General features: G+C 57.7%; 20 protein-coding genes. 16 read left to right on the top strand and 4 right to left on the bottom strand.

The window, feature by feature from the left end; all coding sequences use genetic code 11:
* Positions 1-16: 16 nt before the first annotated feature.
* The 3 genes from lon (at position 17) to ACZOF8_RS09540 (ending at position 3,735) form a co-directional block, all read left to right on the top strand.
* Positions 17-2,335 (top strand): endopeptidase La, encoded by a 2,319-nt coding sequence (lon, locus tag ACZOF8_RS09550; protein WP_154487765.1) that lies wholly within the window; start codon positions 17-19, stop codon positions 2,333-2,335.
* 1 nt (position 2,336) lies between these two features.
* On the top strand, positions 2,337-2,966 hold the full coding sequence (gene yihA, locus ACZOF8_RS09545) for a ribosome biogenesis GTP-binding protein YihA/YsxC (protein WP_022488130.1): 630 nt from the start codon (positions 2,337-2,339) through the stop codon (positions 2,964-2,966).
* A gap of 100 nt (positions 2,967-3,066) precedes the next feature.
* Positions 3,067-3,735 carry an NUDIX hydrolase gene (locus ACZOF8_RS09540; RefSeq protein ID WP_154487766.1) on the top strand — a complete coding sequence of 223 codons (669 nt, stop codon included), beginning with the start codon at positions 3,067-3,069 and terminating at the stop codon, positions 3,733-3,735.
* Here ACZOF8_RS09540 and ACZOF8_RS09535 read toward each other — a convergent pair.
* Positions 3,653-4,885 carry a type II secretion system protein GspD gene (locus ACZOF8_RS09535; RefSeq protein WP_022488128.1) on the bottom strand — a complete coding sequence of 411 codons (1,233 nt, stop codon included), beginning with the start codon at positions 4,883-4,885 and terminating at the stop codon, positions 3,653-3,655. The two genes, ACZOF8_RS09540 and ACZOF8_RS09535, sit on opposite strands and share 83 nt — an antisense overlap.
* Positions 4,882-5,406 (bottom strand): hypothetical protein, encoded by a 525-nt coding sequence (locus ACZOF8_RS09530; protein ID WP_487426842.1) that lies wholly within the window; start codon positions 5,404-5,406, stop codon positions 4,882-4,884. Before ACZOF8_RS09530 ends, ACZOF8_RS09535 begins: the two co-directional genes overlap by 4 nt.
* 124 nt (positions 5,407-5,530) lie before the next feature.
* Between ACZOF8_RS09530 and ACZOF8_RS09525 the strand changes: the two genes are divergently transcribed.
* On the top strand, positions 5,531-6,760 hold the full coding sequence (locus ACZOF8_RS09525) for a GspE/PulE family protein (protein ID WP_288311499.1): 1,230 nt from the start codon (positions 5,531-5,533) through the stop codon (positions 6,758-6,760).
* A gap of 11 nt (positions 6,761-6,771) precedes the next feature.
* Complete coding sequence (locus tag ACZOF8_RS09520) at positions 6,772-7,425, top strand: trimeric intracellular cation channel family protein (RefSeq protein WP_022488125.1); 654 nt, start codon at positions 6,772-6,774, stop codon at positions 7,423-7,425.
* A 282-nt stretch (positions 7,426-7,707) separates the two neighbouring features.
* Here the strand turns inward: ACZOF8_RS09520 and ACZOF8_RS09515 are convergent, their stop codons facing one another.
* Positions 7,708-8,199: a YajQ family cyclic di-GMP-binding protein gene (locus ACZOF8_RS09515; protein WP_022488124.1), complete on the bottom strand. Its 492-nt coding sequence runs from the start codon at positions 8,197-8,199 to the stop codon at positions 7,708-7,710.
* Between the two features lie 118 nt (positions 8,200-8,317).
* On the bottom strand, positions 8,318-9,874 hold the full coding sequence (locus tag ACZOF8_RS09510) for a DUF4127 family protein (RefSeq protein ID WP_022488123.1): 1,557 nt from the start codon (positions 9,872-9,874) through the stop codon (positions 8,318-8,320).
* 135 nt (positions 9,875-10,009) lie between these two features.
* Between ACZOF8_RS09510 and uvrB the strand changes: the two genes are divergently transcribed.
* The 11 genes from uvrB to scfB all read left to right on the top strand — a co-directional run bounded on the left by uvrB (position 10,010) and on the right by scfB (position 23,669).
* The gene (gene uvrB, locus ACZOF8_RS09505; RefSeq protein WP_487426840.1) at positions 10,010-12,004 is read left to right on the top strand and encodes an excinuclease ABC subunit UvrB; all 1,995 of its coding nucleotides are present in this window, start codon (positions 10,010-10,012) and stop codon (positions 12,002-12,004) included.
* Positions 11,997-14,816: an excinuclease ABC subunit UvrA gene (gene uvrA, locus ACZOF8_RS09500; RefSeq protein ID WP_288311503.1), complete on the top strand. Its 2,820-nt coding sequence runs from the start codon at positions 11,997-11,999 to the stop codon at positions 14,814-14,816. Before uvrB ends, uvrA begins: the two co-directional genes overlap by 8 nt.
* Entirely contained in the window at positions 14,813-16,681 is a 1,869-nt protein-coding gene (gene uvrC / locus ACZOF8_RS09495) for an excinuclease ABC subunit UvrC (protein WP_302157257.1), read from the top strand. Before uvrA ends, uvrC begins: the two co-directional genes overlap by 4 nt.
* 114 nt (positions 16,682-16,795) lie before the next feature.
* Positions 16,796-16,957: a rubredoxin gene (gene rd / locus ACZOF8_RS09490; RefSeq protein WP_012937911.1), complete on the top strand. Its 162-nt coding sequence runs from the start codon at positions 16,796-16,798 to the stop codon at positions 16,955-16,957.
* 69 nt (positions 16,958-17,026) lie between these two features.
* Positions 17,027-17,836 (top strand): Cof-type HAD-IIB family hydrolase, encoded by an 810-nt coding sequence (locus ACZOF8_RS09485; RefSeq protein ID WP_022488119.1) that lies wholly within the window; start codon positions 17,027-17,029, stop codon positions 17,834-17,836.
* A 76-nt stretch (positions 17,837-17,912) separates the two neighbouring features.
* The gene (rapZ, locus tag ACZOF8_RS09480; RefSeq protein ID WP_022488118.1) at positions 17,913-18,779 is read left to right on the top strand and encodes an RNase adapter RapZ; all 867 of its coding nucleotides are present in this window, start codon (positions 17,913-17,915) and stop codon (positions 18,777-18,779) included.
* Between the two features lie 10 nt (positions 18,780-18,789).
* Positions 18,790-20,163 carry a gluconeogenesis factor YvcK family protein gene (locus ACZOF8_RS09475; protein WP_022488117.1) on the top strand — a complete coding sequence of 458 codons (1,374 nt, stop codon included), beginning with the start codon at positions 18,790-18,792 and terminating at the stop codon, positions 20,161-20,163.
* 2 nt (positions 20,164-20,165) lie between these two features.
* Positions 20,166-21,095 carry a DNA-binding protein WhiA gene (whiA, locus tag ACZOF8_RS09470; RefSeq protein WP_022488116.1) on the top strand — a complete coding sequence of 310 codons (930 nt, stop codon included), beginning with the start codon at positions 20,166-20,168 and terminating at the stop codon, positions 21,093-21,095.
* A complete protein-coding gene (locus ACZOF8_RS09465) occupies positions 21,092-21,943 on the top strand; it encodes a polysaccharide deacetylase family protein (RefSeq protein ID WP_154487775.1) in 852 nt (283 codons plus the stop codon). Before whiA ends, ACZOF8_RS09465 begins: the two co-directional genes overlap by 4 nt.
* A gap of 87 nt (positions 21,944-22,030) precedes the next feature.
* Positions 22,031-22,174: a six-cysteine ranthipeptide SCIFF gene (gene scfA, locus ACZOF8_RS09460; protein WP_071142269.1), complete on the top strand. Its 144-nt coding sequence runs from the start codon at positions 22,031-22,033 to the stop codon at positions 22,172-22,174.
* Between the two features lie 85 nt (positions 22,175-22,259).
* A complete protein-coding gene (gene scfB, locus ACZOF8_RS09455; RefSeq protein ID WP_154487776.1) occupies positions 22,260-23,669 on the top strand; it encodes a thioether cross-link-forming SCIFF peptide maturase in 1,410 nt (469 codons plus the stop codon).
* Positions 23,670-23,919 lie beyond the last annotated feature (250 nt).

Genomic DNA, 23,919 nt, shown 5'->3' with positions numbered 1-23,919 from the left:
AGGACGGTGAAACAAGATGTTGGATGCCAATACTATGAGACTGCCGCTGCTGCCGCTCCGGGGGATCCTGGTGTTCCCCGGGATGATCATCAATCTGGATGTGGGACGGGACCGTTCCATCCGGGCGGTGGAAAGCGCCATGAATATGGGAAAGCGGATCCTGCTGGTGACCCAGCGGTCTGCGGAAGAAAATGATCCTACTGCCAAGAGCCTGTACAATTTCGGGGTGATCGCGGAAATCAAACAGCTGCTGAAGCTGCCCAACGGGGCCATGCGGATCCTGGTGGAAGGCCTTACCCGGGTGGAAGTAATCTCCGTGGTGGACGCGGTAGGGATGAACCTGGAAGCCTATGTGGCGGAACGGGAAGACATCAATGACCACTCCAACGAAGTGGAAGCCCTGAAGCGGATGCTGGTGGAAACCTTCGAACAGTGGGTGCTGGCCAGCAAGAAAGTGAACACGGAAGTGCTGCTCACCTTTAAGGATCAGCCGGATCCCGGGAAAATCGCCGATATGATCGCCGGGTACCTGACCATCGATGTGGAGGAAAAGGAAAAACTCCTGGAAGCAGTGGATGTGAAGGAACGGCTGCACCTGCTCTATGGGTATCTGTGCAAGGAACTGGAAATCGTCAACCTGGAAAAGGACATTTCCCAGCAGGTCCGGAAGCAGATCGAGCAGAACCAGCGGGAATACTACCTGCGGGAACAGCTGAAGGCCATCAATAAAGAACTGGACGAAGGAGGCGAAAAAGGCTCCGAAGTCAAGGAATACCAGGAAAAGATGCAGCAGGTGAAGCTTCCTGACGATGTGAAGGAAAAGCTGGACAAGGAGCTGGACCGGCTGTACAAGATGCCTCCCATGATGGCGGAAAGCGCAGTGATCCGGAACTATCTGGACACGGTGCTGAGCCTGCCCTGGGGGAAGATGACCCAGGACAACTACGACCTGAAGAAGGCGGCTGCGGTGCTGGACAAGGACCACTACGGCCTGAAAAAGGTGAAGGAACGGATCCTGGACTACCTGGCAGTGCGGGCCCTGACCCACAGCAACCGGGGGCCCATCATCTGTCTGGTGGGGCCTCCCGGCGTGGGGAAGACCAGTCTGGCCCAGAGCATTGCCCGGGCTGTGAACCGGAAATTCACCCGGATCAGCCTGGGGGGCATCCGGGATGAAGCGGAAATCCGGGGCCACCGGCGGACCTACATCGGGGCCATGCCCGGCCGGCTCATCAATGGGATGATCGACTGCGGCACCGACAATCCGGTGTTCTTGCTGGATGAAGTGGACAAGATGGGGGCGGACTTCCGGGGAGATCCGGCTTCTGCCCTGTTGGAAGTGCTGGATCCGGAACAGAACAGCCATTTCAGCGACCACTACATCGAATTCCCCTATGACATGAGCAACGTGTTCTGGATCGTGACCGCCAACACGGTGGAAACCATCCCGCCGGCGCTCCTGGACCGGCTGGAAGTGATCGAACTGTCCAGCTACACCGACGAGGAAAAGCTGAAGATCGCCCAGCTCCACCTGCTGCCCAAGGAACGGAAGGCCAACGGCCTGACCGGCAAACAGCTGAGCCTGGGGGCTGCTTCCATCCAGCACATCATCCGGGACTACACCCGGGAAGCCGGGGTCCGGAACCTGGAACGGAAGATTGCCACTGTCTGCCGAAAGGCAGCCCGGAAAATCGTGGAAGACGGAGTGGCCAAAGTCAGTGTGACTCCGGCCCATCTGAAAGATTACCTGGGACCAGCCATTTTCCTGGAAAGCGACATGCGGGCCCGGTCCGAAGTAGGGGTCTGCACCGGTCTGGCCTGGACCAGTGTAGGCGGCGAACTGCTGAAGATCGAAGTGGTGGTCTGCGAAGGCAAGGGCAAACTGGTCCTCACCGGGCAATTGGGAGATGTGATGAAGGAAAGCGCCCAGGCGGCCTTTACCTACATCCGTTCCCGGGCCAAGGAACTGGGGCTGGATCCGGATTTCAATGAGAAAGTGGATATCCACATCCATGTGCCGGAAGGGGCCATTCCCAAAGATGGTCCTTCTGCGGGGATTACCATGGCCACGGCCATGGAAAGTGCCCTGACCAAACGGAAGGTGAAGGCGGACCTGGCCATGACCGGGGAAATCACCATCACCGGCCATGTGCTGCCCATCGGCGGCCTGAAGGAAAAGGTCCTGGCAGCTCACCGGTATCGTGTGAAGACGGTGCTGATTCCCCGGCAGAACCAGCAGGATCTGGAGGAAATCCCGGAAAAAGTCCGGAATGACATGACCTTTATCCCTGTGGACAGTATGGACCAGGTGACCAAACTGGCCCTGGAGGCATAACATGGCAGGAAAAGAGTGGGACATCATCGGTGCTTCCTATGTGGCTTCGGCGGTAAAGGCCACCCAGTATCCCCAGGATACCATTGACGAGGTGGCGTTCATCGGACGGAGCAATGTGGGAAAATCTTCCCTGCTGAATTCCCTGGCCCGGCGGAAGGGCCTGGCCAGGGTCAGCAGCTCTCCCGGCAAGACCCAGACCATCAACTTCTATTCCTTCCAGGCCAAGCGCCAGCAGGAGGAAAAAGTGGACCGGCACACCTACTATGCAGTAGATTTGCCGGGGTACGGATTTGCCCGGACCAGCAAAGGGAACAAGGAGCAGTGGTCCGCCTTTATCTGCAAGTACATGGAGAATTCCCAGTACCTGAAGCTGGTCTGTGTGCTTATGGACATCCGCCATGCACCCATGGAAAGCGACATCGACTGCTACCAGTGGCTGCTGAGCCTGGGACTGCCTATTATGGTGATCCTGACCAAAAGCGACAAGCTGAGCAAGGGCGCCGTGGCCAGCCAGAAGGCCCTGTACCAGAAGACCTTCGGCCTGGGGGACGAGCAGATCATGACCTACAGTTCTACCAGTCATACCACAAGAAAAGAACTGATCAACCGGATCATGGAGCATTTGGAATAAAAGAAAGGGGCTGTTGCGAAAGCAACAGCCCCTTTACCATTTCCTAAAAATATTGTACAATTCTGTTATGTTCGATACAAAAACGAAGGGAGAAACGGGTATGAGTCAGGAAATGGAACAGCGGCAGAAACTGGCCGGGCTTTGGCCGGACCAGCGGCAGCGGGTGGATAAAACCCTCCGGCTTTGGGAAAGCGCCGTGCTGCTGCCTTTGCGCTGGACCAAACATGGGTGGGAAATCCTTTTTGAGGTCCGGGCCGCCAACATGAGCTGGCAGCCGGGAGACATCTGCTTTCCCGGAGGCCATCGGGAGGATTCGGATTCCAACTTCTGCGCCACTGCCCTCCGGGAGACCCGGGAAGAACTGGGCATCCCGGAAGACAAAATCCAGGTACTGGGGCCTTTGGACTATTTCTACGGCTATTCCGGTCCCATGATCTATCCCTTTGCCGGGATCCTGCCCAGCCAGGTCTCTCTCCAGCTGGACAAGCAGGAAGTGGGGGAAGTGTTTTCCGTCCCGTTGAAGGACCTGTTGGCCATCCATCCGGTGGTGGGGAAACTGTCCCTGGCCAGCCGGCAGGAACCGGGATTTCCATCTCAGTGGGCCTATGGCTTCCAGGACGGCTGGAACATCCGGGGCGGCTATGAAGTGTTCTTCTACCCCTGGAAGAAGCGGATCATCTGGGGCATTACCGGCCGGATCCTCCATCAGTTCCTGGAACGGGTCCGGCAGGGAGGGATCCTTCCGGAGGCAGCACACCGGGATCACTGAGATAGGGGGTCAGGATCATGCATACCTCCGTCCGGTTCCGGCTCTGGCTCCGGAACTTGAAAAGCTCTCCCAGAAGGGGCAGTTTGGACAGCAGGGGAATGGCCTCCAGCCGGTGCTGTTCCTGTTCGCTGATCAGCCCGCCGATCACCAGGGTTTCCTTTTCCCGGAGCCGTACATGGGTATCCGCCGTACGGCTGGTGATCCGGTAGTTTTTCAGTTCCGCGATCAGGGTGGGAGTGCTCACTTCCGTGTGGACTTTGGCGGTGATCAGTCCGTCCTGGCTCAGGTATGGAGTGTAGGAAAGCCGGATCCCCGCATCCACATATTCCGTAGTGCTGGTGGTGGTGCTGTTGGTGACCTTTTCCGTCACCACCGGGATATGGTCCCCAATGAAAATACTGGCTTCCCGGCCGGGAAGAGTGATGATCCGGGGGGTGGCCAGCACCTTGGCCTTTCCTTCCTGGCAAAGGGCACTGAGCCGGGCCTGGAAATTGGCTCCGTACCCGTGGCCCAGATGGATCCGGCCGGCCATGTTTTCTTCTCCCTGGTCTTTGCCGGCCGGCAGAGGACTCCAGTCCCACTGGAGCCCCAGTTCCCGGGAGGCGGTTTCCCCCAGGGACAGGATCCGGGCTTCCAGGGTGATTTGCCGGGTGGGCCGGTCCAGGGCCTTCAGGGCCTCCTTCAGCCGGTTTTCCTCTCCCGGGGATCCGTGGAACAAAATGGCGTTGGCTCCTTTTGACCAGGCCAGGGGAGCGGAAAACAGGGGCTTTAGGGATTCGGCGGTTTCCCGGGCGGAGATGTATTCCAGCGGATGCACCGACAGACGGCCGTCCAGGGCGTCCATCCGTTCCGGCCGGGCCACCCACAGGGTATCTCCTTCCAGGTTCCAGCAGAGCCCCTGGCTGCGGGTGACGGCTTCCAGCGCCTGGGACAGGGGCATCTCATGGAGCTCCAGGGACAGGGTGCTGGAGGCCGGCTCGTCCAGGATCAGGCTCCGGCCGGACAGCTGGGCAATGCTCTGGAGCACGGCACCGGTGGGGGCATTTTCCACGGAAAGGGAAATGGGATCTTCCAGAGAAGCGGCCAGAACCCATTTGACCGGTGTAAAAAAGCAGAAAATACAGAAACAAATGACAGAAAGTCTTTTCATGGCCATACCTCCCCGATCCGGATCTGACGGGCCCCGCATTCCAGGGCAGAGGGCAGGACCTGGGTGATGGAACCCAGGCCAGGGAGTTCATCTCCTTTGCCCAGGAGACGGTGTCCTTCCGGCAGGGCCGCCAGAGCTTTCCGGGTGCCGTTCATTTCCAGGATCCCCAAGAGACGGCAGACCTGGAGGGAAGGAGACGGCTGGGAAGCAGCCGGAGCCGCCGGGATTCCGGAGGGAATCGGGACGGCTGGAACTTTTTTCCCGGGGGCAAGGGTCCCGACCGGATGATCCAGAGGCCGAAAGGGGTCCCGCCGGGGCAGAGGCTTGGGACGGACCGGCTTTTTCAATGGTTCCGCCGTTTCTTCTTCTGCAAGAGCAGGCAGGGGCGGAAAATCCGGCAGAGAGGGAGAAGGGAACAGATACAGGGCGGAACCGGTGCCGGCGGCTGCCAGCATCAGGCCCAGTCCCAGCCGGGAGGACAGAGCGGGGAGCGAAGAAAAAGAAAACGGTAAGGAAAACATGGGAACCTCCTTCATGAAATGGATTCAGGTTCCATTATAGGAAATTTCAGGAAATTTTCCTACCCCTCGGGTCATGAACGGAGGAAAAGAGACAGTGAACGGTCAGTCAGAAAGGAGAAGAGCCATGTTCGGGCATCCCTATGGCAGTGTTTCCGGTGGAAACCGGTGGAACAATCCTCTGGAAGGAGGAAGAGAGGATACGGCATCGCCGGCTGTCCGTCTGGCCCGGCAGGTGCTGGAAAAGGCCCTGGAACGGGGAGCCAGCGACATCCATCTGGAACCGGAAAAAGACCGGATGACGATCCGCTGCCGGGTGGACGGAGTGCTCCAGCCCCTTTGCCAGGTGGAACGGAACCTCCAGGATCCGCTGCTTTCCCGGTTCAAAATCCTGTCCGGGCTGGACATTGGAGAAAAACGGCTGCCCCAGGACGGACGGTTCCAGATCCGGTGGCGGGACCGGCCGGTGGACGTGCGGGTGTCCTCCCTGCCCACCCTGTTCGGAGAAAACCTGGTGCTTCGGCTGCTGGACCAGGAGGCTCTGCCCCTGGATCTGTCCCGGCTGGGGTTCAGTGATGCCAACCGGCAGCGGCTGTCCCAGTGTCTCCGGCAGCCCCACGGACTGTTCCTGGTCACCGGGCCCACAGGCAGCGGCAAATCCACCACCCTGTATGGGGCTCTGGCGGCCCTGGACCGGGAGCACCAGAACATCATCACCGTGGAGGACCCGGTGGAGTATCAGCTTCCGGGGATCCGGCAGGTGGCAGTGCGGCCTAAAATCGGGCTGACTTTTGCCCGGTGCCTCCGGAGCATCCTCCGCCAGGACCCGGACTGCATCCTGATCGGGGAGATCCGGGACGGAGAAACGGCGGCCATGGCCATCCAGGCGGCTCTTACCGGACACCGGGTGCTGAGTACCCTACACACCAACCGGGCGGCAGGGGCGGTGAACCGGATCCTGGACATGGGAGTGGAGCCCTATCTGGTGGCTTCTGCTCTCCAGGGCGTGGCCGGACAGCTGTTGGTCCGGAGACTGTGCAGGGAGTGCAAAAAGGCGTATACTGTAACGGAAAGGGACTGGGAATGGAAGTATCTGGGGCTGGAAGAGCCACGGACCCTGTACCGGGCCCAGGGATGCCCCCACTGCCGCCATACGGGCTATGCCGGCCGGCTGCCTCTCCAGGAGGTGCTGGTGATGGACGGCGGGCTGCGCCGGGGGATCCTGGAAGGATGGAGTGAAGAACGGCTGGAACAGGAGGCCCGGAAAGGGGGCTTCCGTTCCCTCCGGGAAGACGGCCGGGACAAGGTACTGGCTGGAGAGACCAGCGGAGAAGAACTGCTGAGAGTGTTGGGATAAAGGGAGGATGTATGCTGCAGCTGTGGAATCTGTTTGAAATCGCCGGGACTGTTTCTTTTGCGGCTTCCGGTGCCATTGTGGGCATGGTGAAGAACATGGATGTGTTCGGAATCACGGTGCTGGCGGTGCTTACCGCCGTGGGAGGCGGGATGATCCGGGATGTGCTGGCAGGCTATACCCCTCCCATGGCTCTGGAGAACCCGGGAAACCTGCTGCTGGCGGTGCTTACGGCTCTGGCCATGTCCTGGCTCTTTGCCTCCTACCGGATCGCGGGACGGAAACGGCAGATCGTGACTTTTTTCTATATTGCGGCGGATACGGTGGGACTGGCTTCCTTTACGGTGACCGGGACCCTCACCGGCCTGTCCCAGGGCAAGCCCCACACCTTTGTGTATCCCATTATGCTGGGGCTCCTGACAGCGGTGGGAGGCGGGGTGCTCCGGGATCTGATGGCCCAGCGGGTGCCCAGTGTGCTGAACACCGATGTGTACGCCACCGCCTCCCTGGCCGGCAGCCTGGTCATGTGCCTGTGCTGGCATTACGAAAGCCAGGACCTGGCCCCCTGGCTGGGCGCCTTCATGGTGATCGCCCTCCGGTTCTTCGCTGTCCGCTTCCGCTGGCAGCTGATCCATCCCATGGAGAGGAGGAAGAGGGGGAAGGAATAAAAAAGGTGCTGTTGCATGCGCAACAGCACCTTAGTCGGAAGTCGGGAGTCTGGAGTCGGAAGCCTCAGGACAGGATCCGCCTGGCTGGGCGGATCCTTTTGATTCTGTAAAACCAGAATCGAAATCAACCTGATAGGGCATTTCGTCCAAAGGTTTTACACATTCAAAAAAATTTGCTTGCAAATTTAACATTGGGCTCCAGACTTCAGACTCCAGACTTGAGCCGCTATGCGGCTCTACAGCTAAGGGGGTGTTGCACGGAACGTGCAACATCCCCTTTTCTTATCTCATATTGATAAACTGCATATCGATTCCGAAATCCTGTCCTTTGACCAGCTGGATCACGGCTTGGAGATCGTCTTTTTTCGGGCCGGACACCCGGATCTGGTCGTCCTGCTGCTGGGTGGTCACCTTGATCTTGGCGGCTTTGATGGCAGCGATGACCTTTTTGGCGGTTTCCTTGTCGATGCCCTGTTTCAGCTTTACGGTCTGCCGGACGGTGCCTTTGGCGGCAGGTTCCACTTTGCCCGGGTCCAGGCTGCGGAGAGACAGGCCCCGTTTGGCCATCCGCTGACGCAGGATGTCCAGGATGGCACCCAGTTTGTATTCGTCTTCCGCTGCCAGTTTCAGGTCTCCGTCAGAGAGCTCGATGGTGGCGTTGGAGCCCCGGAAGTCATACCGCTGTTCGATTTCTTTCCGGGTCTGGTTCAAAGCGTTGTCCAGTTCCTGCATGTCAATCTGGGAAACAATGTCGAAAGAGCTGTTCTTGGCCATAAATAAATCCTCCTGTAAATACATAGTTAAAATTTGTTCAAAGCCGGCGGCAAGCCGGCTTCCAGTGGCTAGAGACTAGAGACTGGAGACTAGTGACCAGCCAGGCTGCAGCCTGGCCTCACTTCACTCTCACATCCACCTCGAACATCCGGTTCCAGGGGAATTCCACCGTATAATGGGTGCCCTTCAGGGTGGGTTCGTCTTCCACGTACTGGCGGAACAGCCGGTTGGTACCGCTGAGGATCCGGTTGTAGTATTTCCCCAGATCGTACTTCAGCTTGAAATCGTGCTGGTCGATGCCCAGGCTGATCCGGTACCGGACATTGGCCTGGTAGATCCAGTCGTCCAGGAGCCGGGTCTTCAGCAGCCGTTCCCGTTCCGCCGGTTTGATCCGTTTGCCCAGGATCCCCTGGCTCAGAGCATAGCCGATGCTGTTGTCCGCCGTGTTCCAGCCGGAATAGGCGGTGAGCCCCAGCAGGGCTTTGGCATCGGTCATGGCCAGCATGAACCCGTTGTCCGCCCCGTTGGCATAGGAAATATCCGCCAGAGCCACGGGCTTCTGGGTCTCCAGGTCCGCCAGTTCTGCAGCGAAGGCCCGGTTGGCCCGGCTGGCGTAGGGGGCGTTGTCATTGGCGGTGGAATCCAGGCAGACCCCGTCTTCCGGAGTGTTCACTGCCAGCACCAGATCCGCCTTCTTCAGGTGGCTGGTTTCCACTGCCCCGCTGGCCAGGATCTGGTTCCGGACAGAATCTTCCGCCCGTTCATCGGAATACAGGGGCACGGTATCGCCGCCGGCTCCGGGTGCAAACAGGGGATAGACCCTGGGCTTTTCCCCCCGGATCTCATTGATGGCCCGGGTCACCAGCAAAAGCCCCACCTGGTCCACCCCGGGCAGGATCTGGAACCGGTTTTCCGTAACCCCGTCGCCCACAAATTTCAGGTGCCGGGCTTCCATATGGGTCTGGGACAGGGGCGCATCGTCATCCTTGCCCAGGGCAAAATAATGGAAGGTGCCGTTCTGGCACAGCCGGATCAGCCGTTTGTTGGTCTGGAAATTCATCAGCCGCCGGGTCCGCCAGTCCTTCATGACGGAATCGGGAATCTGGGCCAGCAGGGTCTGCCGTTCCTGGATCTCCGGATAGCTTAGGGATCCGTCCTGGTCCTCCTTGTCCTGGAGCTGGGAATAACGAAAGATCTTGGGGCCGTATTCCTGGTAGTACCCAGGTTCCACTTTCCCGATGCTCTGCTGGGGCGTCCGCATAATGGTGCTGAAGGCATAGATCTTCAGCCCCGGGTTGTCCTTTTTCAGCTTTTCCAGCCGCTGGACTTTTTCCTTCAGGTATTTTTCCAGATGGTGGTGTTTTCGGGAAGCCACCAGGCCCCCATAGTTCAGGCTGTCCGTAGCCAGTACCGCTGCTTCTGCATGAGGGGCTTCCTTTTCCAGCCAGTTCCACAGGGCTTCATTGTCCCCGGAACCCCGATGGTCGGACAGGTCCTTTTCCGGAGGGGTGGTCAGGGGATAGCCGGCCGCCTTGGCGGTGTCCACGGTATATTCCAGACACACAGGCCGGTTGTCCAGGGGAACGTACAGAATCTTGGGTGAGGCTTCTGCGCCCGGTGCCAGGGAAAACATCAGCAGGGCGCCAGCCAGTACCGATTTGAACGATAAATGCATGGTTTCCTCCTTCTTACAGAATCATTTTATTATACACTATCTGTATGGCTAAAAGAAAGACTTTAGACTCACCAGTCAGTACTTTTTCCGTATGATATAATGATAGAGATACTGAAAGAACAAGGAGAAACCATTATGCCATTTGAAATCCATGCTCCTTTTGCTCCGGCGGGAGACCAGCCGGAAGCCATAGAGGCCCTGGCCAGAGGGGTGGAGGACGGGCTCCATACCCAGGTGCTGCTGGGGGCCACCGGTACCGGGAAAACCTACACCATTGCCCAGGTGATCCAGAAGGTCCAGAAACCCACCCTGGTGATCGCCCACAACAAGACCCTGGCGGCCCAGCTGTGCAGCGAATTCAAGGAATTCTTCCCCAACAATGCGGTGGAATACTTTGTGTCCTATTATGATTACTACCAGCCGGAAGCCTATATCCCGGCCACGGATACCTATATTGAAAAAGATTCTTCCATGAACGATGAAATCGACAAGCTGCGGCACTCGGCCACTTCCGCCCTGATGGAACGGCGGGACGTGATCGTAGTGGCGTCGGTGTCCTGCATCTACGGTCTGGGCGGCCCCAAGGACTACTACGACAGTGTCCTGTCCCTGCGGGTGGGCCAGACGGTGGAACGGGATGCCATCCTGGAGAAACTGGTGAAGATCCGCTACGAACGGAATGACCTGTCTCTGGAGCGGGGCAAGTTCCGGGTCCGGGGAGATGTGATCGAAGTGGTCCCGGCCAGTTACGGAGAAAAAGCCATCCGGATCGAACTGTTCGGGGACGAAGTGGACAGTCTGGAGGAAATCGACGTGCTCACCGGCCAGGTGGTGGACAAACGGACTCATGTGGCCATCTTCCCGGCCAGCCATTATGTAACCAGCGATGAAAACCTGGAACGGGCCCGGAAAGACATCCGCCGGGAACTGAATGAACGGCTGAAGGTGCTGAAGGGGGAAAACAAGCTCCTGGAAGCCCAGCGGCTGGAACAGCGGACCAATTACGACCTGGAGATGATGCAGGAGCTGGGGTACTGCAGCGGCATTGAAAACTATTCCCGGCACCTTACGGGACGGAAGCCCGGGGAACCGCCTTTTACCCTGGTGAACTACTTCCCCAAGGATTTCCTTACGGTAATCGACGAAAGCCATGTGACCCTGCCCCAGCTCCGGGCCATGTACGCCGGGGACCGGGCCCGGAAGGAACAGCTGGTGAAGTACGGGTTCCGGCTGCCTTCCGCCATTGACAACCGGCCTCTCACCTTTGACGAATTCCAGGCCCAGCGGGGGCAGATCATCTATGTATCTGCCACTCCCGGGCCTTACGAAATGGAAACCACCGACCAGGTGGTGGAACAGATCATCCGGCCCACCGGGCTTCTGGACCCCCAGATCGAAGTGCGGCCCATCAAGGGACAGATCGACGACCTGCTGGGGGAAATCCACAAGGTCACCGGCCAGAAGGAACGGGTGCTGGTAACCACTCTGACCAAAAAGATGGCGGAAGACATGACGGAATATCTTACCACCGCCGGGGTCCGGGTCCGGTACCTCCATTCGGACATTGCCACCATCGAACGGGCGGAAATCATCCATGACCTGCGGGCCGGGAAGTTCGACGTGCTGGTGGGCATCAACCTGCTCCGGGAAGGGCTGGACATGCCGGAAGTGAGCCTGGTGGCCATCCTGGATGCGGACAAGGAAGGATTCCTCCGCAGCGACACCGCCATGATCCAGACCATCGGCCGGGCGGCCCGGAATGCCCACGGCCGGGTGATCATGTACGCGGACACCATTACCGGATCCATGGAGCGGGCCATCAGCGAAACCGCCCGGCGACGGGAAAAACAGGAGGCCTTCAACAAGGCCCACGGCATCGTGCCCAAGACCATCCAGAAGAAAGTGGTGGAACTGATCAAACTCACCAAGGTGGAAGAGGACGATACCGCCGCCAAGGGATATACGGCCAAAACCGTGAAGAAACTGAAGCCTCGGGAACTGGACAAACAGATCCGGGCCATGGAAAAGAAAATGAAGGAAGCGGCCAAACAGCTGGACTTTGAACTGGCTGCGGAATACCGGGACCAGCTGATCCTGCTGAAAGGAGAGCAAAGAAAAGCTCATGAATGAAGACGTCATTGTGATCCAGGGTGCGCGGCAGCACAACCTGAAAAATATCTCCCTGAAGATTCCCCGGAACAAGCTGGTGGTGATCACAGGACTGTCCGGAAGCGGAAAATCCTCCCTGGCCTTTGACACCATCTATGCGGAAGGCCAGCGCCGGTATGTGGAAAGCCTGTCCGCCTACGCCCGGCAGTTCCTGGGACAGATGGACAAACCGGATGTGGACTATATCGGAGGGCTGTCCCCGGCCATTTCCATCGACCAGAAGACCACCAGCCGGAACCCCCGGTCCACCGTGGGGACGGTGACGGAGATCTACGACTATCTCCGGCTGCTGTTTGCCCGGATCGGGATCCCCCACTGTCCCAAATGCGGGAAGGTGATCGAACGGCAGTCCCCCCAGCAGATCGCTGACAAGGTGCTGGAACTGCCGGAAGGGACCAAGTTCATGATCCTGGCCCCGGTGGTGTGGGGACGGAAAGGGGAACACAAAAACATCCTGGAAACCGTCCGCCGGGCCGGCTATGTGCGGGTGAAGGTGGATGACCACATCTATACCCTGGATGAGGAAATCCAGCTGGACAAAAAGAAAAAACATTATATTTCCGTAGTGGTGGACCGGCTGGTGGCCCGTCCCAGCCTGGGGAGCCGGCTCACCGATTCCCTGGAGACAGCCCTGAAGCTGGGGGAAGGCACCGTGGCCATCGAAGAAATCGGGGGAGAGACCCATGTGTACAGCGAAAAGTTCGCCTGTGCGGAATGCGGCATCAGCCTGCCGGAAATCGAACCCCGGCTGTTTTCCTTCAATGCCCCCTACGGGGCCTGCCCGGATTGTATGGGCCTGGGCCAGCACATGGAATTCGACCCGGATCTGATCATCCCGGACAAGACGAAACCTTTTGACCAGGGGGCCATTGCGGCAGTAAGCTCCAATGTGAAGTCCTATTTCCTGTGTCAATTGGCAGCCGTATTGAAAAGCCGGGGCTTCTCCCTCCAGAACTGCTGGAAGGATCTGCCGAAAAAATTCCAGCAGCAGCTGTTGGAAGGGATCCCGGACGAAATCTTCACCTTCTCCTATCAGAATCTCATGGGGGAAATCAACGAACACAATACCCCTTTTGAAGGGATCATTCCGGTGCTGAAACGGCGGCTGAAGGACGCCATGAGCGAAAGCCAGCGGCTGGATTACGAATCCTTCATGACCGCCATCGAATGTTCCACCTGCCACGGGGCCCGGCTCCGTCCGGAAGTCCTGGGGATCACTGTGGATGGGAAGAACATCCAGCAGGTGTGCCAGCTGCCGGTACGGGAATGTCTGGATTTCTTCAACCATCTCCAGCTTTCGGACCGGGATGCCTTTATCGCCAAACAGATCCTGAAGGAAATCCGGGCCCGGCTCAGCTTCCTGAACAATGTGGGGCTGGATTACCTGACCTTGGACCGGGCGGCGGCTACCCTGTCCGGGGGAGAAGCCCAGCGGATCCGTCTGGCCACCCAGATCGGCTCCGGACTGGTGGGGGTGCTGTACATCCTGGATGAACCCAGCATCGGCCTCCACCAGCGGGACAATGACAAACTGCTGGAAACCCTGAAGAACCTTCGGGACATGGGGAACACCCTGATTGTGGTGGAACATGACGAAGACACCATGCGGGCGGCAGACCAGATCATCGATATCGGGCCCGGGGCCGGGGAAAACGGAGGCTATGTGGTGGCCCAGGGCACGGCAGAAGAAATCAGCCAGGTGCCGGAATCGGTCACCGGCCAGTACCTCAGCGGCCGGAAGAAAATCCCTGTGCCGGCCCAGCGCCGGAAGGGCAGCGGGAAGACGCTGACCATCAAGGGAGCCCGGGCCAACAACCTGAAGAACATCGATGTGTCCATTCCCCTGGGAACGCTGACAGTGGTTACCGGGGTCAGCGGCAGCGGCAAAAGTACCCTGATCAACGATATCCTGTACAAGGCCCTGGCCAAGAAGCTGATGGGGGCCCGGGAACGGCCTCTGGCCCACGAACGGATCACCGGGATCCAGCATATCGACAAGGTGATCAACATCGACCAGAGCCCCATTGGCCGGACTCCCCGGTCCAACCCGGCCACCTACACCGGCACCTTCGACCTGATCCGGACCCTGTTCAGCACCACCAACGACGCCAAGCTCCGGGGCTACAAGCCGGGCCGGTTCAGCTTCAACGTGAAGGGGGGGCGGTGTGAAGCCTGCCACGGGGACGGGATGCTGAAAATCGAGATGAACTTCCTGCCCGATGTGTACGTGCCCTGCGAAGTGTGCAAAGGCACCCGGTACAACCGGGATACCTTGGAAGTCCGGTACAAGGGGAAGAACATTGCGGAAGTCCTGGACATGACCGTCAGCGAGGCCTGCCAGTACTTCAGCAACCAGCAGCGGATCCTCCGGAAACTCCAGGTGCTGGAAGACGTGGGCCTGGGCTACATCCGGCTGGGCCAGGCGGCCACCACTCTCTCCGGCGGGGAAGCCCAGCGGGTGAAACTGGCCACGGAACTGGCCAAGGTGAACACCGGCCGGACCCTGTATATTTTGGATGAACCCACCACCGGGCTCCACATGGCGGATGTGCACAAGCTGCTGGAAGTGCTCCAGCGGCTGGTGGATGCCGGGAGCACCGTAGTGGTCATCGAACACAACCTGGATGTGATCAAAAGTGCTGACTGGCTTATCGACCTGGGGCCGGAAGGGGGCGACCGGGGCGGTACGGTGATTGCCACCGGGACTCCGGAACAGGTGGCGGAAGTGCCAGAATCCTACACCGGCCAGTATGTAAAGAAGGTCCTGGAATGAACGATGCCATCAAAGAGACCCTGGCGGTGCTCCCCAACGCCCCAGGAGTCTACATCATGCACGACGCCTCCGGAAAGGTGATCTATGTGGGTAAGGCGGTGATCCTGAAGAACCGGGTGCGCAGCTACTTCCGCCCGGCCAGCCAGGTGTCCCCCAAGGTCCGGGCCATCAACGCCCATGTGGCCTCCATCGAGACCATTGTCACCGCCAGCGAGATGGAAGCCCTGATCCTGGAATGCAACCTGATCAAAAAGTACCGGCCCCGGTACAACATCGACCTGAAGGATGACAAGACCTATCCCTATCTGAAGATCACCGTAGGGGAGGCCTATCCCCGTATGGTGCTCACGCGCCGGGTGCAGAAGGACGGGGCCCGGTACTATGGTCCCTTTGCAGATGCGGGAGCTCTCCGGGACACCATGAAGCTGATCCGGACCATGTTTCCCCTCCGGCACTGCCGGAACCTGAATGCCAAACGGCCCTGTCTCCAATACCATCTCCACCGATGCCTGGCTCCTTGTACCGGGAAGGTGCCTGTCAGCGAATACAAGCAGATGGTGGATGCAGTGCTGCTGCTGCTGGACGGGAAGGTGTCCCAGCTGGAAAAAGATCTGACCGCAAAAATGCAGCAGGCTTCGGACAATCTGGAATTTGAGGCGGCGGCCCGGTACCGGGATTCCCTGCTGAGCCTCCGGAAGCTGGCGGAAAAACAGAAAGCCACTACGGAAAGCGGGGACCGGGATGTGGTGGGGCTGGCCATGGATGACAGCGGGGTCTGTGTCCAGGTGTTCTTCATCCGCAGCGGCAAGATCCTGGGCCGTGACAGCTTCTTCCTGGACCAGGAAATCGGGGAGCCGGGAGGAGAAGTGCTGGCAGATTTCCTGAAGCAGTACTACCATGAAAACCACCGGCCGCCCCGGGAAATCCTGGTGAGCGAAGATCTGGCAGACAGTGACCGGACCCTGCTGTCCCAATGGCTCAGCGGTCTGTGCGAAAAAACGGTGAACCTGCTGGTGCCCCAGCGGGGACTGAAGCACGACCTGGTGCTCATGGCGGTGAACAATGCCCGGAAGAACCTGGAAGAGCGGCTCCGCCGGGGCCATGCCTTTGGAGGGACGGACCTGGATGCGGCGGAACAGCTCCAGAAGGCCCTGGGACTGGAGAAGCCCCTGGAACGGATGGACTGTTTCGATATTTCCCACAACCAGGGCCGGGAGACGGTAGCTTCCATGGTGGTGTTCCGGAACGGTGCCCCCAGCAAGAAGGATTACCGGAGGTACAAGCTCCGGTCCACAGAAGGGAAGCCGGACGACTTCAAATCCATGGAAGAAGTGGTGTACCGGCGGTACAGGGACCTGGAAGATCTGCCCAGCCTGATCATCATCGATGGGGGCAAGGGACAGCTGAGTTCCGCCTGTGCCGTGATCCGGGGCCTTGGAATCACCCCGGAGGAGGTGCCCGTCATCGGTTTGGCCAAGCGGGAAGAAGAAATCTTCAAAGAGGGGGCCCACACCAGTATCCTGCTGGACAAAATGTCTCCGGCCCTCCACCTGATCCAGCACATCCGGGATGAGGCCCACCGGTTCGCCATCACCTACCACCGGAAACGGCTGGGGAAACGGAACCTAGTGTCCGTCCTGGACCATCTGGAAGGGCTGGGGCCCAAACGACGGGCCGCTCTGTGGAAACGGTTCGGTTCCCTAGATGCTATGCGCCAGGCTTCTGTGGAAGATCTGGCGGCAGTGGATTCCATGACCCGGCCGGTGGCGGAACGGGTCCATGCTTTTCTCCAGGGCAGCCTGCTGGAAAAAACGGCCCTGCTGGAACAGGGACGGGAGAATCTGGAAAAAGAAAAACAAGAATAAATTATTAGCCAATAATTTTTCTTAAAAATTTCTTTAAAACCTATTGCCACAGGAAAGAACCTTTGGTATAATCGAGGGCGAAGAAAACAAATAATCCTGAGGGGGATACGAACAATGAAAAAATACGTTTGTGACGTTTGCGGTTATGTATATGATGAAGCTGCCGGTGATCCGGAACACAATATTGCTCCCGGCACCAAATTCGAAGACCTGCCGGAAGATTGGGTCTGCCCCATCTGCGGCGTAGGCAAAGACCAGTTCTCCGAAGAAGCCTAAAAAGCCAGAAAGGCTGTCGCATTCCAGCGGCAGCCTTTTTTTGTTGGGAAAACGAGAAGGAGGAAACCCATGTCCCTGAAAATGATTGCCATGGATCTGGATGGCACTCTGCTGGATGAAGAAAAGAACATTGCCCCGGAAGATGCGGCGGCGGTAAAAGACGCGGTAGCTGCCGGCTATTTCGTGACCCTGGCCACGGGACGGATGTACCGGTCGGCCCTGCCCTATGCCCGGGAACTGGGCATTACCCGTCCTCTGGTGGTCTACAACGGGGCTCTGATCCGGGATCCCCGGACTGGAGAGACCCTGGGAGCCTGGCCCCTGCCTCTGGAAGTGGCCCAGCCTCTTCTGGATGACTGCCTGGGCCGGGGAATCTATATCCAGGCCTATGTGGATGACCATCTGTGGGTGCCTCGGGACTGTGAGGAAGCCCGGTTCTATTCCCATTTTTCCCGGGTGCCCTATGAAGTGAAAACGGAAGAAATCCATCACCTGTCCCAGGCTCCCCACAAACTGCTGGTGCTTTCTGACCAGGTGAAGACCCTGCGGCCGGAACTGGAAGAGAAATATGCCGGGAAGATCAAAATCGTCAGCTCTTCCAAAGGATTCCTGGAAGTCACTGCTCCCGCTACCAACAAATGGCATGCCCTCCAGGCTCTGGCAGCCCGGGAAGGGATCAAAGGAGAGGAAATCCTCTGTGTGGGGGATTCGGACAATGATCTGGACATGATCACCCACGCCGGCCTGGGAGTGGCCATGGGGAACGCCAGCGATCCGGTGCGCCAGGCGGCCCGGGTGGTGACGTCGCCCAATACCCGGAACGGGGTGGCCCGGATCCTTCGGACGGTGATGACTGAACAGGTGGAGGTACCGGTATAAAGAACCGGGGAAGACTTTACACGGACTTTTTTTCCATTGTATAATAAAAACATTGAAAACTTTGCAGGGGGTGTGGATGGAAATGGCGAGAACGTTGCTGATAACCGGGATGTCCGGTGCGGGGAAGACGCAGGTAATGCGGACCCTGGAAGATCTGGGCTATTTTTGCGTGGACAATCTTCCCCCTACTTTTATTCCCAAATTCATTGAACTGTGCCTCCAGAACAAGAACGGAGGGGCCCAGCTGGCACTGGTGGTGGATATCCGGGGAGGGAAATTCTTCAAGGATCTGAACCAGGTCCTGGACCAGCTGAACCAGAGCAGCGTGCCTTATGAACTGGTCTTCCTGGATGCGGATGATGCCACCCTGATCCGGCGGTACAAGGAAACCCGCCGGCGCCATCCTCTGGCAGGGCGCAACGGACTGAGTGCGGACATTGCCCGGGAACGGGATATCCTCAGCCAGATCCGCCAGCGGGCCACTACCATCATCGATACGTCCAAGACCAGCACCAAGGAACTGCGCAGTAAAATCGTCCAGCTTTTCGGCAAGGGAGGGGAACTGCCCCCCATGAACATCGTGGTCCAGTCCTTCGGATTCAAATACGGCATTCCTCTGGACTGCGACATGGTCTTTGATGTGCGGTTCCTGCCCAATCCCTTCTATATTCCGGAGCTGAAGAATCTCTGCGGCAACGACCAGCCGGTGATGGATTACATCCAGGAAAAACCGGTGACCGGGGATTTTGAGGAGAAGCTGTTCGGGCTGATCCAGTTCCTGCTGCCCCAGTATGTCCAGGAAGGGAAGAGCCAGCTGATGATCGGCGTGGGCTGCACAGGGGGTCGGCACCGGAGTGTGTTCATAGCCAACGCTCTGGGCCGGTTCATTGAAAAATGCGGCTATGGGGTGCAGGTCATCCATCGGGATTTAATAAAGAAATAGGTGAATGCGTATGAAATGGATTAAGTGGTTGTACCCGGGGCTGAACCTGAAGCGCTGGCTGTTCCTTTTTGCGCTGGGCGCGGTGCTGGCCTGTGTGGGAGTCACTTTAATCTTCAACTATCAGTTCGTGGGGCTGTTGGAAGCCTTGGTACTGAAGTTCATCAATTCTGTGGGAGGCGAATACTACCAGTCCACCATTACGGCCCTGGGGGCTTTCAATGTAGGCCTGGGCATCCTCTTTATGCTTCTGGGGGCCACCCATGTGGTGAAGACCATCATCAATGCAGTGATGCCGGGGGAAAAGGAATCCCTCCGGGAACTGATTTTTACCCAGCAGAAGCTGGACAAGGGCCCCAGCGTGGTGGTCATCGGCGGGGGCACCGGGCTGTCCGTGCTGCTCCGGGGTATCAAACTGATCACCAACAACTGTACGGCGGTAGTGACCACGGCCGACGACGGGGGATCATCCGGCCGGCTGCGGAAGGAACTGGGGATCCTGCCTCCCGGTGATATGCGGAACTGCCTGGTGGCGTTGTCTGATACGGAACCGCTGATGGAAAAAGTCATGCAGTACCGGTTCAAAAGCAGCGCCCTCAGCGGCCACAATCTGGGGAACCTGTTCATCGCCGCCATGAGCGATGTGGAAGGCGGGGACATGGAAAAAGGCATTGCCGCTACCTGTGAGATCCTGAAAGTGCGGGGCCATGTATGGCCCAACACCACGGACAACATCCAGCTGAAGGCAAAGATGGACGACGGCAGTACCGTGGTGGGGGAAAGCTCCATTACCGCTTCTCCCCACAAAATCGTCCGGCTGATGACGGAACCGGAAAATCCCCGGGCCTCCCAGCGGGCGGTGGATGCCATCATGAAGGCGGATGCCATCATCCTGGGGCCCGGCAGTCTGTACACCAGCGTCCTGGCCAGCCTTATCGTCCCCGGGATCCGGGATGCGGTGATCCGGTCCAAGGCCGTGAAAATCTACGTGTGCAATGTGATGACCCAGCCTGGGGAAACCGACGGCTACGGGGCCTATGAGCATGTCCAGGCCCTGATCAGGCACATGGGCTGCCAGTGCCTGGATTATGTTGTGGTCAACGAGCAGAAGGCCTCTCCGGAGATTTTGGCCAAGTACGAAAAAGAAGGGGCCATGCCGGTGTCTCCCGATGTGGAGAAAATCGAAAAGCTGGGCATCGACTGTGTGCCTGCCAAGCTGCTGAATGACAGCGACCTGGTCCGGCACAATCCTTTGAAGCTGGCCAAGACCATCATCGCCCTGATCTACCGGCTGAAGCTGTTCGGCAAGGGAATCCGGTTTTTCGACTACTTCTTTGCCCGGCAGACCATGCAGGAACTGCGGAAAAATGCCAAAAAGGAGAACTGACCATGTCTTTTTCCCATGATGTGAAAAACGAAATTGCACGGTCAGAAGGAGAAAACCACGACTGTGAACAAGCGGAGCTGTTCGGGCTGCTGCGGATCAGCGGGGCAGTTTCCCTCAGCGGCCGGAAGGTGGGCATCCACTTCACCACGGAAAACGCCGCCCTGGCCCGGCGGGTGCTCCGGCTGCTGAAAAACAATTTTCCGGTCCAGACGGAAGTGATCGTTACCCGGAGCCGACGGCTGAAGAAAAACAACCGGTATCAGGTCCATGTGATCCCTTCTGACGAAGCAAGGACGGCTCTCAGCCGGCTCCATCTCCTGTCCCCTCTGGAAGAGGCAGGCAGCGCCCTGCTGAAAAAGGAAGGAGAGAAGCGGGCCTTCCTTCGGGGGGTATTCCTGGCCGGGGGATCGGTGAACAAGCCCATCAGCGACTATCATCTGGAACTGATCTGTGACAGCCTGGAAATGGGCCAGTTCATCCAGAAAATCATGAAGGGCTTCAGCCTGCCTGCCCGGATCGTGGACCGGAAGAATTCCTACATCGTGTATCTGAAGGAAGGCAATGCCATTGCCGGGTTCCTATCCCTGATCGGGGCCAGCAATTCCTACCTGGAATTTGAAAATGTCCGGGTCCTGAAGGATATGCGGAACAAGGTGAACCGGCAGGTGAACTGCGAAACTGCCAACCTGAACAAGGTGGTCCAGGCGGCGGTGCGGCAGCTGAACGCCATCCGGGTCATTGAAGAAACGGTGGGGCTGAGCACCCTGCCGGAACCTCTCCAGGAGGCGGCCCGTCTCCGGAAGGATCACCAGGATCTGTCCGTGGGGGAACTGGCGGCCCTGACGGAAGACAATGTGGGCAAATCCGGATTCAATCACCGGTTGAAGAAATTGGAACAGATTGCAGAGAAATTGAAGGATGGGGAGCAATGAAGAAACTGATTATTTTTTTGGCCATTGTAGCGGCTTTGTGCGGCCTGGGATACGGGGGATATGTTTATGTGAAGCAGGATTTTCCCCGGTTCTGTGAAGAGACCGTGCCGATTTTTGCCTACCACCGGGTGGAACCGGGCCATGACGACCCGTATACCATGCCTCCGGAACAGTTTGACGAACAGATGAAATATCTGAAGGAACAGGGCTGGAAGACCATGACCCTGGCGGAATACGTGAAGGGCCGGAAGGAAGGACGGAAGTTCCACAAGGAATGTGTGCTGATCTTTGATGACGGGTATCTGGACAACCTGACTTACGCTGCCCCTATCCTGAAAAAATACGGCTTTGTGGGGAACATGTACATGGCCGTGAAGTATGAAGGCTGGCCCGGATATCTGGACTGGCACCAGGAACATGAACTGCTGAAATACGGGTGGGCCCTGGGGTCCCATACCTTCAACCACAAGCCTCTCCAGTCCATGACACCGGAACAGATCGACTATGAACTGACCAGCTCCATGGAACACATGCGGGGCATCTACAATCCCCCGGAAGGACTCACCTTCTCTTATCCCAACGGGTCCGCCAGCGATGCCATTGCAGCCCAGGTGAAAAAAGCCGGGTACATTGCCGGGGTGGACGGCCGTGTGGGGGTGAATACGGACAAGACCGATCTGATGCGGCTGCACCGGGTGAACGTGTTCCAGAACAAACCGGAGAACCTGGGATGCTTCCAATATGATTTGAAACGGGCTCAGATCCAGAGCTATATTGATCAGACAGGGGTGAATACAGACTGGATCATCCACAAGTATTATGAACTGAAGGCGAAATTCCATCTGTAAGAAAGATAGAAACGGTTGAAAGACTTGCGTTCTTTCAGAAAAACAGATACAATGAATTATAAACATGAAGATAGGGAGGAATCGATGATGGCAAAGAGAATCAAGACTGTGAATAAAGAAATGCTGAAGAAAACCCTGAGAACCGGCGGCTGCGGCGAATGCCCGGCATCCTGCCAGTCTGCCTGCAAAACTTCCTGCACGGTAGGCAACCAGGTTTGCGAAAAAGCATAATTCCATTATGCGCGGAAGCTCCCTGCATGCGCAGGGAGCTATTTTCTTGTACCAAACAAGCAATATAAGAAGGGCGGATAGAAACTTGCTGATCCATAGAATGCATCTGGACGACAATTATGTGGTCCTTGACGTGAACAGCGGCGCCGTGCATATCATCGACGCCATGATTTATGACCTGCTGGGCTTTTACGACGGCACCAATCCGGAAGAAACCAAAGCCCATTTTGCCGGCAAATACCCGGCGGAAGACGTGGCCGAAGCCCTGGAGGAACTCCAGGACCTGCAGAAGGCCGGTCTGCTGTTTTCTCCGGATTTCCCGGTGCCGGATACCTTTTCTGATGAACCGGTGCTGAAATCTCTGTGCCTCCATGTGGCCCACGACTGCAACCTGCGCTGCGGCTACTGCTTTGCAGACACCGGAGACTTTGGGGGCCACCGGGCTCTCATGAGCAAGGAAGTGGCCCGGAAGGCCATTGAATTTGCCATTGCCGGCAGCAAACAGCGGCACAACCTGGAACTGGACCTGTTCGGCGGGGAACCTCTGATGAACATGCCTGTGGTGAAATACATTGTGGACTATGTGCGCCAGCGGGAACAGGAAACCGGGAAGAACATCAAACTGACCCTGACCACCAACGGCACCCTGCTTACCGATGAGATCGTCAAGTATCTCAACGACAACCGGGTGATGCTGGTCCTGTCCCTGGACGGCAGCAAAAAGACCCATGATCACATGCGGCCTTATCCCGGCCATGTGGGGTCCTATGATGCGGCGGTGAAGGGCTTCAAAAAAGTCATCGAATCCCGCCATGGGAAGAACTACTATCTGCGGGGGACCTATACCCATTACAACACCCATTTCTGCGATGACGTGCTGGCTATGCTGGATGTGGGATCTGAGATTTCCATGGAACCGGTAGTGGGCACCACGGAACCCTGGGTGCTGACAGAAGAAGACTGGTCTACCCTGGACAAAGAATACGAAAAACTGGCCCGGGCCTATCTGGAAAAGAAGCGGGCAGGAGTGCCTTTTGACTTCTTCCATTTCAACGTGGCTCTGGACAACGGGCCCTGTGTGGCCAAACGGCTGGCAGGCTGCGGGGCCGGTCATGAATATTTTGCCATTACTCCGGAAGGGGACATTTACCCCTGCCACCAGTTCGTGGGACGGGAAAAATACAAAATGGGTACCCTGGATACAGGCATCGTGAAGAAGGATATGGTCCAGTACTTCCGTCACATGCATGTGATGAAGAAGGAAGACTGCCGGACCTGCTGGGCCCGGTTCTTCTGCAGCGGCGGCTGCCATGCCAATGCGGATCTGGTCAACGGGACCATTGAAAAGCCCTATGCTTATGGGTGCAAGATCCAGAAGAAACGGCTGGAAATGGCCATTATCGTCCAGGCTCTCCTGACGGAAGATGTGAAAGAAGGCGGTGCAGACCACCGGCCTGTAATCGACAACTTCAAATTCCAGGTGGAGAAAAAGTAACTGGATTGTCAGCGGTCAGCTGTCAATGGTCAGCGGCCGATGGAAGGGATTGGCAGAGTATATCCTGCCAATCCCTTTTCACTTTTTTTAGAAATCCTGTTGACAAAAATATAATCCCATGATATTATAATCAAGTCGCCGATGAGCGACGAGGTTGGAACCCTGAAAACTGAATATTGTTGACAGATGTGCGGGTCAAGTCACTTTTAGTGATGAGATCGAGTCACCTGGATGACAACCAGGTTAAAAA

It is taken from the genome of Acidaminococcus sp., assembly GCF_057597765.1.
The sequence above is the reverse complement of the archived record's forward strand: the minus strand, read 5'-3'. Positions and strand labels throughout refer to the sequence as shown.